At 62.8% G+C, this 17733-nt stretch carries 11 protein-coding genes and 2 pseudogenes; 6 read left to right on the top strand and 7 right to left on the bottom strand.

The annotated features are described in order from the left end of the window. Positions 1 to 25: 25 nt before the first annotated feature. The 4 genes from thiC to H7A87_RS15855 all read left to right on the top strand — a co-directional run bounded on the left by thiC (position 26) and on the right by H7A87_RS15855 (position 8601). A complete protein-coding gene (gene thiC, locus H7A87_RS15870) occupies positions 26 to 1903 on the top strand; it encodes a phosphomethylpyrimidine synthase ThiC (protein WP_119127409.1) in 1878 nt (625 codons plus the stop codon). Positions 1904 to 2326: 423 nt separating this feature from the next. After that, complete coding sequence (locus H7A87_RS15865) at positions 2327 to 4660, top strand: winged helix-turn-helix domain-containing protein (protein WP_119127411.1); 2334 nt, start codon at positions 2327 to 2329, stop codon at positions 4658 to 4660. Between the two features lie 110 nt (positions 4661 to 4770). Then, entirely contained in the window at positions 4771 to 5664 is an 894-nt protein-coding gene (locus H7A87_RS15860) for a helix-turn-helix domain-containing protein (protein ID WP_104584037.1), read from the top strand. A 48-nt stretch (positions 5665 to 5712) separates the two neighbouring features. Beyond that, on the top strand, positions 5713 to 8601 hold the full coding sequence (locus tag H7A87_RS15855; RefSeq protein ID WP_164741120.1) for a TonB-dependent receptor: 2889 nt from the start codon (positions 5713 to 5715) through the stop codon (positions 8599 to 8601). 341 nt (positions 8602 to 8942) lie between these two features. Here the strand turns inward: H7A87_RS15855 and H7A87_RS15850 are convergent, their stop codons facing one another. Both H7A87_RS15850 and ppa read right to left on the bottom strand, forming a co-directional pair. After that, positions 8943 to 10091, bottom strand: a complete 1149-nt coding sequence (locus tag H7A87_RS15850; RefSeq protein WP_164739760.1) for an HDOD domain-containing protein — start codon at positions 10089 to 10091, stop codon at positions 8943 to 8945. Positions 10092 to 10204: 113 nt separating this feature from the next. Next, the gene (ppa, locus tag H7A87_RS15845; protein WP_002804918.1) at positions 10205 to 10741 is read right to left on the bottom strand and encodes an inorganic diphosphatase; all 537 of its coding nucleotides are present in this window, start codon (positions 10739 to 10741) and stop codon (positions 10205 to 10207) included. A gap of 198 nt (positions 10742 to 10939) precedes the next feature. On the opposite strand from ppa, the gene H7A87_RS15840 reads away from it, so the two are divergent. After that, positions 10940 to 11428 carry a hypothetical protein gene (locus H7A87_RS15840; protein ID WP_119127413.1) on the top strand — a complete coding sequence of 163 codons (489 nt, stop codon included), beginning with the start codon at positions 10940 to 10942 and terminating at the stop codon, positions 11426 to 11428. 272 nt (positions 11429 to 11700) lie between these two features. On the opposite strand, the gene H7A87_RS15835 is transcribed toward H7A87_RS15840, so the two are convergent. Beyond that, complete coding sequence (locus tag H7A87_RS15835; protein ID WP_119127415.1) at positions 11701 to 13728, bottom strand: sodium-translocating pyrophosphatase; 2028 nt, start codon at positions 13726 to 13728, stop codon at positions 11701 to 11703. 248 nt (positions 13729 to 13976) lie between these two features. Here H7A87_RS15835 and H7A87_RS15830 point away from each other — a divergent pair, with 248 nt between their 5' ends. After that, entirely contained in the window at positions 13977 to 14498 is a 522-nt protein-coding gene (locus H7A87_RS15830) for a hypothetical protein (RefSeq protein WP_119127417.1), read from the top strand. A gap of 354 nt (positions 14499 to 14852) precedes the next feature. Here the strand turns inward: H7A87_RS15830 and H7A87_RS15825 are convergent. The 4 genes and pseudogenes from H7A87_RS15825 to H7A87_RS15810 form a co-directional block, all read right to left on the bottom strand. Further along, positions 14853 to 15425 (bottom strand): annotated as a pseudogene (locus H7A87_RS15825) (hypothetical protein). Positions 15426 to 15565: 140 nt separating this feature from the next. After that, a pseudogene (locus H7A87_RS15820) lies at positions 15566 to 15682 on the bottom strand (Type IV secretion system protein virB6); the annotation flags it as partial. 92 nt (positions 15683 to 15774) lie between these two features. Beyond that, positions 15775 to 17121: a hypothetical protein gene (locus H7A87_RS15815; protein ID WP_119127420.1), complete on the bottom strand. Its 1347-nt coding sequence runs from the start codon at positions 17119 to 17121 to the stop codon at positions 15775 to 15777. Next, positions 17118 to 17702 carry a hypothetical protein gene (locus tag H7A87_RS15810; protein ID WP_119127975.1) on the bottom strand — a complete coding sequence of 195 codons (585 nt, stop codon included), beginning with the start codon at positions 17700 to 17702 and terminating at the stop codon, positions 17118 to 17120. The genes H7A87_RS15815 and H7A87_RS15810 overlap by 4 nt, the downstream gene beginning before the upstream one ends. Between the last annotated feature and the right edge of the window lie 31 nt (positions 17703 to 17733).

Raw genomic sequence — 17733 nt, 5'->3', positions numbered from 1 at the left:
TTTTCCAGCACACAGGACGAACGCCATGAATGCCGCGCCTACCGTTTTGCAGCAACAAGCCCAGTCGCTGTCCGAGGCTGTGACCCAGCCGATTCCAGGGTCCCGCAAGATCTTCGTGCAGGGCTCGCGCGCCGATCTGCAGGTGCCGATGCGCGAGATCGCATTGACCCGCACCCCCACCTTGTTCGGCGGTGAGGACAATGCGCCGCTCAGTGTCTATGACACCTCCGGGCCATATACCGACCCGCACGCGGCGATCGATCTTGCCGCCGGTCTGGCGCCGCTGCGCGCGCGCTGGATTGCCGAGCGCGACGATACCGTGGCGCTGGACGGCCTGAGTTCCAGCTTCGGCCGCGGCCGCGAGCACGATGCGCGCCTGGATGCCGTGCGTTTTCCTGCGCGGCGCCTGCCGTGCGTGGCACGCGATGGTGCCAATGTCACCCAGATGCATTACGCGCGGCGCGGCATCATCACCCCGGAAATGGAGTTCGTGGCGATTCGCGAAAACCAGCGCCTGGAGGCGGTGACCGACGCGATCCTGTGCAAGCAGCATCCGGGCGAGGCCTTCGGCGCTGCGATCCAGCACCGCATCACGCCGGAATTCGTCCGCGAGGAAATCGCCCGCGGCCGCGCAATCCTGCCCAACAACATCAATCACCCGGAAAGCGAGCCGATGATCATCGGTCGCAATTTCCTGACCAAGATCAACGCCAACATCGGCAACAGCGCGGTGTCGTCCGGTATTGCAGAAGAGGTCGAAAAGCTGGTGTGGTCGATCCGCTGGGGCGGCGACACGGTGATGGACCTGTCCACCGGCAAGCACATCCACGAGACCCGCGAATGGATCATCCGCAACTCGCCGGTGCCGATCGGCACGGTGCCGATCTATCAGGCGCTGGAAAAGGTCGACGGGCGCGCAGAAGAGCTGACCTGGGAGATCTTCCGCGACACCCTGATCGAACAGGCCGAGCAGGGCGTGGACTACTTCACCATTCATGCCGGTGTGCTGCTGCGCTATGTGCCGCTGACTGCCAAGCGGGTCACCGGCATCGTCTCGCGCGGCGGGTCGATCCTGGCCAAGTGGTGCCTGGCCCACCACAAGGAAAACTTTCTCTACACGCATTTCGAAGACATCTGCCAGATCATGAAGGCCTATGACGTGGCGTTTTCGCTGGGCGATGGCTTACGCCCGGGCTGCATTGCCGATGCCAACGACGCAGCACAGTTCGGCGAGCTGGAAACGCTGGGCGAGCTGACCAGGATCGCCTGGAAGCACGATGTGCAGACCATGATCGAAGGCCCGGGGCATGTGCCGATGCAGTTGATCAAGGAAAACATGGACAAGCAGCTGCGCGAATGCGGCGAGGCGCCGTTCTACACGCTGGGGCCGCTGACCACCGATATCGCGCCCGGCTACGACCACATCACCAGCGCGATCGGCGCGGCGATGATTGGCTGGTTCGGCACCGCGATGCTTTGCTATGTCACGCCCAAGGAGCATCTGGGCCTGCCCAACCGGCAGGACGTACGCGACGGCATCATGGCCTACAAGATCGCCGCGCATGCCGCGGACCTGGCCAAGGGCCATCCCGGTGCGCAGGTGCGCGACAACGCCTTGAGCAAGGCGCGTTTCGAATTCCGTTGGGATGACCAGTTCCATCTCGGGCTGGATCCGGAAAAGGCCAAGGAGTTCCACGACGAAACCCTGCCCAAGGACGCGCACAAGCTGGCGCACTTCTGCTCGATGTGCGGGCCGCATTTCTGCTCGATGAAGATCACCCAGGACGTGCGCGATTACGCAGCCGAGCACGGTATGGGCGAAGCGCATGCCTTGTCGGCGGGAATGGAGGAAAAGTCGGCGCAGTTCCTGGCGCAGGGTGCGCAGGTGTATCGCGCCACCTGACACGCGCCAGCGATGTTGCGTTGCAGCGGGCCGGTAGTTCGCTTAAGAAAAATTCAGCTTCGGCTTAGGCAGATCGCAGCGTGGTGCGCAAGTGCCGCGCTGCGACTGCATTGCAAGCGGTTACAGCCGGCAAGCATTTCAGCGCATTTTTCTGAATCGCAGATAAAAAAATCGCGCCAGAGGCGCGAAGGGGACATCGTAATTATTTGAATTCGTCGGCGAGAGAGAGAGAGCCTGACGTCGCCACCTGTCGTAGGGAAGCAACGGGGCATAGAGTAAAATTTGCACCAAATGGATGCATGACACAGTTGGTTGTGGTCCTTTGCTGAATTTGGCGCTTCGCGCGAAGTGTGTGATGCGTTCTTTGTGGTCCTTGCATGCCGGTGCGTGTTCTTGCCGATGAGTGTTCCTCCCGCTAATGCGATGCCATCGGGCCGGTTGCGTGTCGGCCAGTGCGTGGTCGATGTTGCCTCGCGCGAAGTGCATGCGCCCGGCGCCAGGCGCGCCGCGCGTCTGGCGCCGAAATCCCTGGCGGTGTTGCTGACGCTGGCGCGGCAGCCGGGCCAGGTGGTGACTCGCGAGCAGTTGTTGGCCGAGGTCTGGCCCGACACCTTGCCGACCAACGACGTGGTGACCCAGGCGGTCACGCAATTGCGCAAGGCGTTGGCCAGCAATGGCAGCCAGCGCTTCGAGCATATCGAGACCATCGCCAAGACCGGCTATCGCCTGCTGGCGCCGGTGGCGTGGGAGCAACGCTCGGACAGCTCCGCCGATACCGTCGCGGGCCCATCGGTGGCAACGGTATCGAGCACGGCACTTGAGGATCGCGATCCCACGGCCGACGTCGCGGCCGCTGCCGCCCTGGAGCGTGACGCGGCAAACCGGCAGCCGCTGCCGTTGGTTCGGCCCCCACCGGCGGCCGCGCAGCGGCGCCGCTGGATGGCACTGGCGGTGGCCGGCGTGACCTTGCTGGTGGTGCTGGGGCTGGCGGCACGGACGCTGTGGATGCGTGCGCCAGCCAGCGATACCGCCGCGGCCTCGGCAGTGCTGGGCAGCCCCAAGCGCCCGTATCAGATCATCACTGCAGGCGGCGGTTTCGATCTCACGCCCAGCCTGTCGCCGGACGGGGCGATGGTGGCCTACGCCTCGCTGACCAGCGATCGCGCAGGCACCTCGATCCTGGTCAAGACCACCAACAACGCCTATCCGCGCGTGCTCGATACGCCGACGGCCGGCATCTCCGATCGGCTGCCGGCCTGGTCGCCGGACGGGCGCGAGATCGCCTTCTCGCGGCAGGCGCCCGATGGCGGCTGCCGCGTCATGATTGCCGCCGCCAGCGGCCCGGCTGCCGCACGCGAGGTGGCGCGCTGCGACGGCGCGGACATGCTGAGTTTCAGTTGGTCGCCAGACGGCCGTGCGTTGCTGTTCGGCAGCATGACCGGCGCGCACGGGGCGCCGCACATGCGGCGGCTGGATCTGGAAACCGGTCAATGGCAGCCGCTGAGCTACAGCGCGCAGCCGAGCGACTTCGACTACACGCCGCGCTATTCGCCGGACGGCCACTGGATCGTGTTTCTGCGCAATCCGCAGCTTGGCGACCTGTGGCGCATTCCGGCAAGCGGCGGAACCGCCGAACGGCTGACCCATGACAACGCGGATGTCCGCGGCTGGAGCTGGTTGCCCGACGGCAGCGGCCTGATCTTCGGGCGTCGGGTGGACAGCGAGGCGCGGCTCTACCGGCTCGATCTGGTCGACCGCAGCCTGCATGACCTTGGTGTGGACGATGCGCAGGCGCCGGATGTGGCGCATGGCCATCTGGTGTTCGTGCAGCGTAAACCGCAATTTGGCGTGTATCAGGTCATTCACGACCCCATGAATGGCGGCTACATCCGCCGCCGGCTGTTTCCCTCGAGCGGGCGCGACGACCAGCCGATGATCGCGCCGGACGGGCACCAGCTGATCTTTGCCTCCAACCGCTCCGGTGCGTACGGCCTGTGGTGGGGCGATGTCGGCAAACCTGGCTCGGTGCGCCTGATCGAAGGCCTGCGGCCGGATGCGCGGCAGGCCGCCGACTGGTCGGCCGATTCGCAACGCGTGCTGGTTAGCGGCAGCGATGCGCAAGGGCATGCGGCCTTGTTCGAAGTGACCCCAGGCACGGGCAGGGTGCTGCGGCTGCCGGTGCCGCAGGCGCGACCGTTGCAGGCGATCCATCTTCCCGATCCCGACCGGTTGCTGGTCGTGGCTGCAGCGGATGACGGGCGCACCTTTGCCACGCTTTACGACAGACGCAGCTCTCCCTGGCGCGCGCTGGCGTCGCTGCAGGACGTTTCGCAGTTGCGGCTGGATCGCGTCAGTGGCCAGGTATTGCTGACGCGCCTGACCGGCGGCGGGTTATGGCAGGTCGCCCCGTCGCTGGCGGCCGACACCTTGCAGCAAGTCGATCCGCAGCAGCCATCGCGCTGGCGTTACCGCAGCTGGGCGCCCGGTGCGCGAGGCCAGTTGCATTACCTGTCGTCCACCGACACCTGTGCCACCCACGACAGCGACCTGCGCGCCGGTGCCGGGCGGTGCCTGGATGCGGCCAAGTACACCACCATCAACGGCTTCAGCGTGGATCAGCGCAGCGGCGCGCTGTATGTGGCATTGGCGGAAGAAGACGGCAGTTCGATCGCCTTCATGCCGTTGCCGGAACGCCTGGCGACGCCCCTGGGCGTGGTATCCAACCTGTTGATCGTGCTGAGAAAAATCGCCTCGTAAGTTCTTCGGAAAGACTTCGTCGCAATTTCGGCAGACCTTCGTCGGAACTTCCTGACTCACGCCAGATTCGGCAAAACACTACGCCCTCTTTTGTACAGGGGGCTGCCACCATGCAACAGGTCATCACCGCAGATCGCGGGCTCGCACTCTCACTGGACGGCACCAGCGAGCCGACGTCGACGACCTGTCTGGCCGTCTCGCGCCTGGGCAGTATCCGTACTGCCGCCGCCACCTTCACGCTGTGGGTGCAGTTGCGCGGCCGCGCCTGGGTGGAGTCCAAGGAAGGGCGTTTCCGTCTGCGCGCCGGCGACTGGATCGCCTTCGACAAGGAATCGCATCCCACCGTGCAGGCCGACCGCAGCGCGCTCTGTGTCGGCGTCAGCCTCGATGGCGACAGCCTGCAATCCCTGGCCGAACTGACCGACGCCACGTTGTATCCGGGGCGCAGCCAGCTGTCACGCGGCGATCTGCGGATTGCACTGCGCTTGTGGCGCAACGCGGCCGCACAAAGCGGCAGTGCCTCGGCACGCCCCTTGTTGCTGCATCTGGCCGCGATGCAGCGCGACTTCATCGCGCAGGAGCAGCGCTGCCCGGGCCGTTCGCGCAGCCGTCGCCGTCAGGTGTTCGGTCGCATGCAACGCGCCCGTCTGTATCTGGAAGGCAACAGTGACCGCGTGGTGCGCATCGCCGAGCTGGCGCAGCTGACCAACTTCTCCAGCTGGTATGTGTCCAAGACGTTCCAGAGCCTGTACGAGGAAAGCCCGCAGGCCCTGTCGGCACGTCTGCGCCTGGAGCGCGCCTCCGATCTGCTGCGCGATACCTCGATGATGATCGGTGAGGTTGCGGCCGCAAGCGGCTTCGACAATTGCTGCAGCTTCGCGCGTGCGTTTCGTGCGCGTTTCGGAGTCTCCGCATCGCATTACCGGGACCAAACGACAAATCCGCCAGATTCGGCAAAGCCACGGAACGTGACGCGCAAAGCGACGATGTTCACGCAATCGTAATTTGCACAGGGGCGCTTAACGCGCCACTAACGAACCCTGGAGAGATTGATGAACCTTCGCACCTCCGCAGTGCGGCTGGGCCTGTTGCCCGCCGGTATTGCGATCGCGTTGACGCCGGCTTTTGCCGCCAATGCACAAGAGCAGTCCGCCCCGTCGACCACGACGCTGGACCGCATCGAAATCACCGGCTCGCGCATCCGCTCGGTCGACGTCGAAACCGCACAGCCGGTGTTCACCGTCTCCCAGCAGGACATCCAGAAGTCGGGCCTGGTCAGCGTTGGTGACATCCTGCAGAACCTGTCGATTGCCGGTACGCAGTCCTACAGCAAGGCTGCAGTGCTGACGTCCGATTCGGAGCAGGGCGGACAGTACGTCAATCTGTACAACCTGAATGAAAACCGCACCCTGGTATTGGTGAACGGCAAGCGTTGGACCAGCAGCCTGAACGGCCTGACCGACATGTCCACCATTCCCAGCTCGCTGATCGAGCGCATCGAAGTCCTCAAGGACGGCGCCTCGGCGATCTACGGCTCAGACGCCGTGGCCGGTGTGGTCAACATCATCCTGCGCCAGAACTACGACGGTGCCGAAGCGTCGGCCTACTTCGGCCAGAACGGCCGTGGCGACGGTTCCAAGGAGCAGTACTCCTTCACCGCCGGCACCACCACCGACCGCTCCTCCCTGGTGTTCGGTGCCAACTACACCAACGAAGATCCGGTGTGGGCCAAGGATCGCGCGCTGACCCGTTACTCGGCCGGCCCGAACCATATCGAAGACAGCCTGAGCGCGACCGGTCCGTGGGGCCGCTTCACCGCCAATGGCGACACCTACATCCTCAACCACACCGGTTCGTTCGACGGCCGTGGCGTGGGCGCCGATTCGCGCAACATCGCCAACTACCACAACGACATCACCACCGACGATTACTACAACTCCGTCGACCAGATGATGTTGCAGCAGTCCAGCCGCAACAAGTCGATCTTCACCACCGGCAGCTACAACATCACCGACAGCATCACCTTCAAGTCGACGGCGATGTACTCCGAGCGCGACTCGAACCGTCAGATTGCCGGCTACCCGCTGCAGGCTTCTTCGCAGCCGCAGTTCCCGGTAGCGATCAGCGGTGCCAGCTACTACAACCCGATCGGCCAGGACATCAACAGCTGGTTCCGTCGTACGGTTGAACTGCCCCGCACCACCGAAAGCAACGTCAAGACCCTGCACTTCGATGCGGCGCTGGAAGGCGTGTTCGACGTTGGCAGCCACGGCTGGAACTGGGACGTGGGCTTCAACTACAACAAGTACGATGTGACGCAGGTTTCGCGCGGCAACATCAACCTGCTGGCGCTGCAGAAGGCACTGGGCCCGTCGTTCCTCAATGCGCAGGGTCAGGTGCAGTGCGGTACCGCAGCGGCCCCGATCGCGCTGGGTACCAGCAATGCGCTGGGCCAGTGCACCCCGTTCAACATCCTGGGCGGCCCGTCGGCCTCCACTCCCAACGCGCTGCAGTACATCAATGCGCTGGGTCAGTCCACGCAGCAGAGCCTGAGCAAGCAGTGGACCGCCAACGTCACCGGCGGCCTGTTCGACCTGCCGGCTGGTGAACTGGGCTTCGCCGCAGGCGTCGAACACCGCGAAATCAGCGGTTACGACTATCCGGATCAGCTGTCCAGCGCCGGTTACACCACCGACCTGGCTGCACAGGCAACCGAAGGTCGCTACCAGACCAACGAAGCCTACCTGGAGCTGTTGATCCCGGTGTTGAAGGATCTGCCGGGCGCCAAGGAACTGTCGTTCGACGTGGCCGCGCGTTACAGCAACTACAGCCGCTTCGGCGACACCACCAACAGCAAGTTCAGCTTCACCTGGAAGCCGATCGACGACCTGCTGGTGCGTGGTACCTACGGCACCGGTTTCCGTGCGCCGACGCTGTCGGACACCTTCGGCGGCGGTTCGCAGACGTTCGATACCTTCACCGATCCGTGCGATGCGACCTTTGGCTCGCTGGGCAATGCAGGCGTGGCAGCACGCTGCGCCGGGGAAGGCCTGCCGGCAGGTTTCCGTCAGACCGATACCGCGGGCAACCCGGTGACGCGTCGCGATGTGCAGGGCAACGCGCCGTTCAACTCGGGCGTGGGTAACGACGAGCTCGAGCCGGAATACAGCATCACCCGCACCGTGGGCATGGTGTACAGCCCGCATTGGGTGCAGGGCCTGGACTTCTCGCTGGACTGGTACCGCATTTCGATCTCCAACATCATTACGTCGCTGACGGCCAATGATGTGTTGAACAACTGCTACCTCAACAGCCTGGCCAGCTACTGTGCCGACTACGGCCGCGATGCGGTCACCGGCCAGGTCACCACGCTGAGCCGCGGCAACGTCAACCTGGGTCGTCTGGAAACCGAAGGCTACAACTTCGGCGTGCGTTACCGCATGCCCGAAACCGCCTACGGCAAGTTCGCCGTCAACCTGGACACCAACTACCTGGCGACCTACAAGTCGCAGGCCGAAGCAGGCGCCGAATGGGCCAACTCGGCTGGCTACTGGAACTTCCCGCGCGTGCGTGCCACCTTGGGTCTGGACTGGTCGCTGGGTGCATTGTCGGCCAACTGGAACCTGCGCTACTACGGCGGTTTCCGTGATTACTGCTGGGATGCAGCCGCAGGCATCGAGTGCAACAACCCGAACTACCAGACGCCGAATCCGGGCTGGGCCGGTGGCACCGGTTCCAACAAGAAGGGCTCGATCTCCTACCAGGACGTCTCGGTTACCTGGCAGGCTCCGTGGGATGGCAGCGTGACCGTTGGTGCCCGCAACATCTGGAACAAGCAGCCGCCGATCACCTACTCGATCACCAACAGCAGCACCGCTGCGATCGATCCGATGCTCGACTACGACCGCTTCCTGTTTGTGCAGTACAACCAGCGCTTCTGATCATCGAAGTGTCGTAAAGAAAAAACGGGCCGAAAGGCCCGTTTTTTTTGTTTCCGGAGATCGAGTAAGGAACAAGGCCTGGCAAACATTATTGCTGTCATGTGCGTTGTGTCCCTGCTTGCCTGATCAGCTGCTGCGCGCGCTGGGATGACAAGCGTGCTTGATGGTTTGCTGCACGTCGCCGCGCGCGTCATGTTGCGATATCTGTGCAGATCGCAAGCGCCGCGATGCGTGCGCAGACAAATCGCATTGCGCCATGTCTGCGTGGGCGTTTCGCAAACGCCAAAGAAAAAGGCGCGACCACGTCGCGCCTTTCCTGTTGCATCAACCTGGTGCTGCTCTCAGGCCTCGGCAAGCCCCAGCAAGGTATCGGCCTGTTCGCGCCAGGCCGGCAGGCGGGTGAGCACGCCGACCTTGGACAGGTACTCTTCGTCCACGGTTTCGCCGCTGGCCAATGCGGTCGCCACATGCACCGCGCCGGTCACCCAGAAACTGCGCAGGCTGGAGCGCTGCGGGTGGCGATGGAAGGCCACCGCTTCGATGATCGGCATCGGCAGGCCCCACAGGCCGAGCAGGTACGCGCCGGCCTCGGTGTGGCCCAGGCGATCGTCACCGCCTTCCAGCGCCGGTTCGCGCTCGTCGCGCACACCGGGCAGCAGTAGGCCGATGTCAGCCAGCAGCGCGGCGGTGGAGCCGAGTTCTGCGCTGGTCGGCGGCAACACCTTGGCCGCCAGGCGCGAAGAGAGCAGGGCGCGGCGCTGCATCGCGTTGCGCTCGGCCGGGGTCAGGGTCTGCACCGAGAACACTTCGCTGGCCAGGACCAGGTCGCGCAGCGTGGCCACGCCCAGGCGGGTCACTGCCGTGCGCAGATCGGTGATGCTGCGGCCGCCGGAGAAGAAGGCCGAATTGCACAGCTGCAGTACCTTGGCCGCAATCGCCGGATCGCCGGCGATCAGCTTGGCGATATCGGCCGCATCGGTGCCTTCGTCCTCTTCCAGGGCATGCATCAGGCTCAGATACAGGTGCGGTGGCGACGGCAGTTTTTCGATCCGGCCGATCGCAGCGCGCAGACGCGGATTGCTGAGCAGATCGCGCAGTTCTTCCAGGCTGGTGATGGCTTCAAGCAGGACTTCCGGGGCCAGCGGCATCGGCAGGAAGCGGTGCGCCACGCCAATGATGCGCGCCGGCGGCGTGCGCTGGCCATCCCGGGCATCGATCAAGGCGATGCGGATGGTGTCCGGCCGCAGTGTACGGATCTGCCCCAGCAGCGTGGCGGAAGTAAGATCGGGCAAGACGGGGGCGACGATGACCGCATCGAACGGCGACAACGCAGCCGCTTCAATGGCCGAATTACCATCGGCCACCTGCTGCACCTGCCATTGATCACCCAGATCAGCGACGTAGTCGCTCAGTTCGGACGGAAGACTGGCTTCGTCCCCAACAAACAGAATACGCAAGACACTTCCCCAAGAGTCACCGGTGGCAGACACCGGCCAAACGCTGTCGGCAATGTACCCAATCTGCCGCTGGCGGTCACCGGGATCACGCCAAAAGCGTGATCCCGATCGCCCCGCGGTTGCGGGGCTGCATCACGGTCGTTGAATCAGGGTGCGTCGGAATTATAGCGTTCCACCGACTCCACCAGGATGCGCTTGGCCTCGGCCGCGCCGCCCCAACCATCCAGCTTGACCCACTTGCCCTTCTCCAAGTCCTTGTAATGCTCGAAGAAATGACCGATGCGCTCCATCCAGTGGCTGGACACCTGGTCGATATCCTCGATATGCGCGTAGCCGGAGAAGATCTTCTCGATCGGCACCGCCAGGATCTTCTCGTCGCTACCGGCCTCATCGCTCATGCGCAGCACGCCGACCGGACGGCAACGCACCACCGAGCCGGGCACCAACGGCAGCGGCAGCACCACCAGCACGTCGGCCGGGTCGCCGTCGCCACACAGGGTGTTGGGCACATAGCCGTAGTTGCAGGGGTAACGCATCGGGGTGGACAGGATGCGGTCGACGAAGATCGCGCCGCTGGCCTTGTCCACTTCGTACTTGACCGGCTCCGAATCCTTTGGAATTTCGATGACGACGTTGATTTCTTCCGGCAGATTCTTGCCGGAGGTGACCAGTTCAAGACCCATGCGCGTAACTCCCGAGACGTCATCTAGTGTGTGGAGCGCGATTCTACGCGTTCGGCTGTTGCGGTGCAGCGACACTGAATGGGCAATGTTCTGACCGCCACATGCGGCATAGCCCGCATTCATCCCGGGGAGCTCTCCGATCCACGCGGCGCGCGGCGCGGCGCACGCTGCAGGCTCCTCCACTGCTCGGGAACTGCCATGTTCAAGCTCGTGCGTTTGCTTGTTGTGCTGCTGCTCTGCGGTGCCGCCCAGCTCGCTGGTGCGGCGACGCCTGCGTCACCGCCGGTCTTCGTCGACGCGGTTGACTGGCCCGCCAACGGCGAGGGCTGGGAGGCCTTTGTCGATCTGGAACAGCGCCTGGAGCACGACTTCGACCAGATCTGCGGCGATACCTTTTGCGGCGGCGAATTCAGCGACTACCAGCCGCTGCGCTTCCGTTGCTCGGTGCATCGGGTGAGCGGGGTGGTGCGCAGCTGCATCTGGACCTTCGGCGCCAGCGAGGTCAGCGTCGACCCCCAAAGCGGGTATCTGCGCTCGGACAGCCGGGTCTGGCGCTGCACGGCGCCACTGAAGGCCGGGACGCGCCTGGACGAGATGTATCGCACCCTGTCGGTGAATAATCCGCTGTTCGAGCCACTGCCCGGCGGCGCGCCGCCGATCTATGACGGCCTGATCGGTTGCCTTTGAGTACATGCCGCACCGCAGGCTGTTGCGCTGCGGGCTGCCTGGTGCAGTGACTGCGTCCGGGCAGCACCGGGGCAGGCGCGGCTTTGGCGATCGAGCTATGCAGCACGCCAACATCGCACGCGGCAGGCCAATGGGCTTGTCCGCGGTGGTCAGGTAAGCACCGCAGGCAGTCGTCGGGCCTGGCGTGGCGTAGGGACCCGGGGCGTGCGTTGGCACGTTCCGGGTCCCGCCCCGTCACCTTCGGTCAGCCCGCGGCTTGCGGCACGTCGCCCTCAAAGCAGCGGTACCAGCAGCAAGGCCACGATGTTGATGATCTTGATCAGCGGATTGATCGCCGGCCCGGCGGTGTCCTTGTACGGGTCGCCTACCGTGTCGCCGGTGATGGCGGCCTTGTGCGCCTCGCTGCCCTTGCCGCCGAAGTGGCCGTCTTCGATGTACTTTTTGGCGTTGTCCCAGGCTCCGCCGCCGGTGGTCATCGAAATCGCCAGGAACAGGCCGGTCACGATCGTGCCAATCAACAATCCGCCCAGTGCCCGTGGCCCCAGCAGTAGCCCGACCACCACCGGTACCACCACCGGCAGTAGCGAGGGCAGGATCATTTCGCGGATCGCCGAGCGGGTCAGCATGTCGACCGCGCGGTCGTATTGGGGCCTGGCGGTGCCGGCCATGATCCCGGGGATCTCGCGGAACTGGCGACGCACTTCTTCCACCACCGCGCCTGCCGCGCGTCCCACTGCTTCCATCGCCATCGCACCGAACAGATACGGGATCAAGCCGCCGATCAACAAACCGATGATCACGGTGTGGTCGGACAGGTCGAAGGCGAATACCTGGCCGGGATTGGCCGCCTGCAGGTTGTGCGTGTAGTCGGCAAACAGCACCAGCGCGGCCAGCGCGGCCGAGCCGATCGCATAGCCCTTGGTGACCGCCTTGGTGGTGTTTCCCACCGCATCCAGCGGATCGGTGATGTTGCGTACTTCCGGCGGCAACTCGGCCATTTCGGCGATGCCGCCGGCGTTGTCGGTAATCGGCCCGTACGCATCCAGCGCCACGATCATGCCGGCCATCGACAGCATTGCAGTCGCTGCGGTCGCGATGCCGTACAAGCCGCCAAAATGAAACGCGCCCCAGATTGCCGCGCACACCGCAATGACCGGCAACGCAGTGGATTTCATCGAGACGCCAAGCCCGGCAATGATGTTGGTGCCGTGGCCGGTGGTGCTTGCTGCGGCAACGTGCTGCACCGGCTTGTACTGGGTGCCGGTGTAGTACTCGGTGATCCAGACGATCAGGCCGGTGAGCACCAGGCCGATCAAGGCGCACGCATACAACGCGGTGGCGCCATGCGTGTTGTCGCGCATCAGCGACTGGGTGATCGGCCAGTAGGCCAGTGCGGCCAGCACGCCGGAGACGATCACGCCCTTGTAGAGCGCGCCCATGATCGAGCCGCCTGCTTTGACCTTGACGAGCGAGGCGCCCACGATCGAAGCGATGATGGAGACACCACCCAGCACCAGCGGGTACAGCACCGCCTGCGGCCCTGTTTCGGCCAGCGTCAGGCTGCCCAGCAGCATCGTGGCGATCACGGTGACTGCATAGGTTTCGAACAGATCCGCCGCCATGCCGGCGCAGTCGCCGACATTGTCGCCCACGTTGTCGGCGATCACCGCCGGGTTGCGTGGATCGTCCTCGGGGATACCGGCTTCCACCTTGCCCACCAGGTCCGCGCCCACGTCCGCACCCTTGGTGAAAATACCGCCACCCAGGCGCGCGAAGATCGAAATCAGCGACGAGCCGAATGCCAGCCCCACCAGCGCATGCAGGTTGCGCTCCAGCGGCAGTCCCACCGCTTGCAACAGCGCGTAGTAACCGGCGACACCGAGCAATCCCAGGCCGACCACCAGCATGCCGGTGATGGCACCGCCACGGAACGCCACATCCATCGCAGGGCCGATGCCATGCCGCGCGGCCTCGGCCGTACGGACGTTGGCACGGACCGACACGTTCATGCCGATATAGCCGGCCAGCCCCGACAGCACCGCGCCGATCGCAAACCCGACGGCGGTGGACCAGCTTAGAAACAGCCCGACCAGGACGAACAGCACGCCGCCGGCAATCGAAATGGTGAGGTATTGCCGATTGAGATACGCGCGTGCGCCTTCCTGGATTGCGGCGGCGATCTCCTGCATGCGTGCATTGCCGCTCGGCTGCGCGATCACCCAGCGTGCCGACATACCGCCATAGACGATTGCCAGGACTGCACAGCCCAGCGCAAGTAGTAACCCGTAGTGTTCCAGCATGACCCCTCCCAGAGAATGGATGTCGTCCGGTCGGACGAACCAAGGGCGATGCACGCAGCGAGTGGAGTGGCGAATACGGACTCGACGGCCATGGGGACCGTAATGCGCGTCGCGATGTTCAGGTGGCCGGATTGCGGGCGAGTATGCGCCGCGGCTTGCGCCGCTGCCACCACTGCGGCTTTGGCGCGTCGTTCAGTTGCGGCATGACAGCCTGCGGCCAACGTGATCGAGCCGATCCAGGAGTGACGATGTCGAACCATGCCGCAAAATATGCCGTGACGATCGCTGCAGTCTTGCTCAGCGCCCAAGCGCTCGCTGCCGAACCGACGCCGGAATTGAAGCAGCGTCCAGCCGGCACCGCGCAAGCGGTCGGCGCCGTGCACACCCTGCGCCAGATTCCCGAGGCCTGCGCGCGCCTGGAAGGCGTGTTCACCGGCAATGCCGCGCAGCCGTATACGTTGTCGGTGGTGCGCAGCAGTCCCACCTGCCAGCCGCGTGCACGCTTCGTGGATTTCGCCAAGGCCGCGCCCAGCGTCGCGTCTGGCTGGATCTTCAACGATGTGATCCGCGTCCCCAGCGCAGCCTGCCCCGCGCAGCAGGCGGTGGTGCGCGTCTGGCGCAAGCCGGTGGAGGCCAAGCCGCAGCTCGATGGCCAAGGCCAGTCGCGCATCTACCTGGAGGATGCGAAGCAACAGGCCGCTGCAGGAAAGATCCCGCAGGTGCCGATGTTTGCTGCGCAGCAGACGATGGAAGGCAAGGCCTGTCAATAGGCGCTGCGAGGAGGCCTGCTTCACAGCCGTCAGGTGGATGCGGCTGGTGTTCGCGAGTCGCAGACATAACTTGCATGCCCAGTACCCGCCATACGCATTCACCTGGCAGATGCCTGTCGCTTTTGTCAGCCGCTTACAATTAATAGGTGCCGCTGACGCCGCAGGCGTGCGCACCTGTCATCTGCTGCGACATCCGGGAAACGGGGTTTTCGTTTCCCAAGGCCTGACGCACGGATGAAATTAATGTAAATATTACCTTACTATTTAAGAATATGCGCAAAGGCCAATTTCTTTGTAAACTGGTTCAGAGTAGGCTGTATAAACAGTTTTACATTCTGCTTCTGGTGTGAATTTTCATGGTGCGTCCTTTCTGGCTAACAAAGTCACCTTGAACAACTGCTTGCGCAAATCTTCCTTGAATTGACTTGGGTCTGAGTGGCCCGAGTCGGGGTAGTTGCTCATCTCATCTTCGGGATACCCACCTGACCAGAAATAGGTCGTAGCCGGAATGCCGCTCCATAATTTATCTTTGTATAAGCCTGGCTGAAACCTGGTTTCTTCGTGTTTCCCGGTAGCCTTTAACGAAACATCTATGCTGGTGAGTTCCCATCGGCAGACTCCCTTGACATAGTAGTCCGCATCATCCATGCCATCGGCGTAGATCGTCGTGACGTATGTGGATGCATAGCGCTTCTCAAGGTGGATGGGGATGCCATCCTCATCAGGCTTGCTCCCCACACCAGCGATGGGCTCGATTGGCGTGCATTGCTTGTGGTTGGTCATCTGGTAAAGCCGTACCCGAGATCCAGTCAAGCGGCCCTGGCGCATCTTCATTTTCAAAGTGATGCGATACGCCTGCGTCGGATGCGGGGTTTTTCGGTAGACCGGATCGCTGGTCGTCGCGTCAGTTTTTGACGATGCACACATTGCGCGATAGAAGATACGCAGCTTTGACACGCATTTGGGGGCGCTACTTTTGACGCTACGCTAGCTCGATAACACGAGTTTGGAAGTTCGTAAGAGTTCAAGAGCCGGATTATCGGTTAAACTGCCAAGCTGAAACCAACGCTGACGCGCGATTGCCCGGTGGCGATGCGGTAGTCCAGAATCAGGATCCAGAGCGTGGTTACCGTCAGCGCAATCGTGCTGACCCATTTCATGGCACGGCTCATCAACTCCAGGCCGCCTGTCTCAGAGCTGGCGCAGGGATTAAAGCCAGTACCTGCAGTGGTTGCTTGCATACGCATCGTGCGCTCTGCTGCAAGGACAATAGTTCTCAGAGTACACGCGCAGGCGAGAGCTGGGAAATCTCCTGCGATCGCTGCGTATCCAAAGCCTGTGACTGGCGCAAACTTTCCTGCACAGGTGGTACTTCGGCTGCCAGATCGATCTTGGCCCGGAAGCCCGGCGTGTTACCGACGATCCAGGCATTGCCGTCTTGCACCGTCACGCTGCGCAGCTGGTCGACGTTGACGATGCCTGCGCGCTTGGCTTCCACAGTGGCATGCAGGGCTACGGCGTCGGACGTGCCTTGTGGCAACTTGCTGTGGATGGAACGGTACAACGGATCATTGGACAGAGCCGGCGCGCCCGGATCTACGCAGCGCTCGGGAGTAGTGCCGAGCGGCAGCTTCCAGCCAGGGGCTACATAGACTGGCTTGTCTTCGCGCTCCATGCGCTGCTGCGTTTCCCTCCAACGCTCGGCTGCCATCTCCGCTGCACCGGCACCGGGGGCCAGCGTGCCGCGCAGGTGATTGATGCCATCGACCACGCTCATGGACTGCAGGTGGCGCGATGCCAGAGTCAGGCCGCTCCGCAGCAGTGCCACATCAGCACGGTACTTGTCGATCATCGGCGCATATTGCTGCGCCAACTGCAGAGATTTGGGATCTTCCAGCACCGAGCGATCCGGATTGCCTTTGCAATCCACCGGGAGGAAGTTATGGATGCGGTGTGAGTCACCGAGCGGGATGGCTACAGCTGGATTTCGCGCATCCAACACGCCATGGGTATTTTCGTAGCCAGCCTTTTCCAGCAAGGCGATCTCTCGGGACGAGGCATAGACCCTCACCTGACCGTAGTGCTTGCTTGCAGCACTGACTGCATCGCCAGCCATCACATGATTGAATACATCGGTGCCGCCTTCGGGGATGCGCCGGTCTAGGCTGACGGCGCCGTAGGCGTTGAAGGTCTCGCCCTTTAGGCCGTAGTGATGTGCCGTGACCTGCGCCAAGTCGCCGCCAAGCGAGTGGCCGGTGACGGTGACTGCCGGGGCCGCTCCATCCTTGCCTATTTTTTGCGCATAAGCGAACGCGTGTTGTGTCAGTTCAAGCGCATCCTCCACCTGGCGGTTATGACGTGCTGCAACCATGCCACCATCCGCGTGGGCACCATCTTGTTTTGGTTGACGCTCGAATTCTGTTCCTCGATGAGCAACGATGATTTCGTTTGTGTCGATCCGTTGATAAATGATGCCCTGGTAGCCGGATGCGCTATCGGCATACTCCAGGCGGCGATAAGAAATTCCGCCAATATCTACTGGGCTGCTGTTTGCTCCGACTTCCTTGGGGCGGTCGTAAACATCCTTCGAAAGCGCTGCATATTGCTGGCTTGTGAGGCTCATAACTGAACCCTCTCTGCAGTCAAGGTGACTTTGAAGATGTTGTTTCGCGCGTCATCATTGAATTGATCGACAGAAAGTCGACCGCCATCCGGGAAGTTTTCCATATCTTCCTTGGGGTAACGACCTTTCCAGAAATAGGTGATCTTGGGTGCTGAGCTATGAATCTCGCTCTTAAAGAGGACTGGCTGAAATCGTGTTTCCTCTTTCTTTCCAGTGGCTTTCAATGAGATGCCAACTCCATTGAGTTCAAATACGCACATGCCCTTGCCGTAGTAGTCTGCATCGACCATGCCATCGGCATAGATCGTCGCCACATAGGTGGATGCATCACGCTTCTCGAAGTGTATGGGAATTGCATCCTCTTTTTGCTTTGTCGACATGCCCAGCGAACGATCAAAAGGCGTGCAGGCATCGCGGTTGGTCATTTCGTAAAACGCCGTGCCTGAGATCCAGTCAAAGGGCCCTGGCGCATCTTCAATCATCATGGTGATGCGATACGCCTGCACTGGATGCGGGTTCTTCTGATAGACCGGATCGGTGTCGACGTTGTAGGGAGACGAAGGTTCGCCGGGGGCATTCATGGGCTTGCATCCTGCAAAAAAGAAGGGCACG

It is taken from the genome of Xanthomonas sp. CPBF 426, assembly GCF_903989465.1.
In the GTDB taxonomy this organism is placed as follows: Bacteria; Pseudomonadota; Gammaproteobacteria; order Xanthomonadales; family Xanthomonadaceae; genus Xanthomonas; species Xanthomonas euroxanthea.
The sequence above is the reverse complement of the archived record's forward strand: the minus strand, read 5'-3'. Positions and strand labels throughout refer to the sequence as shown.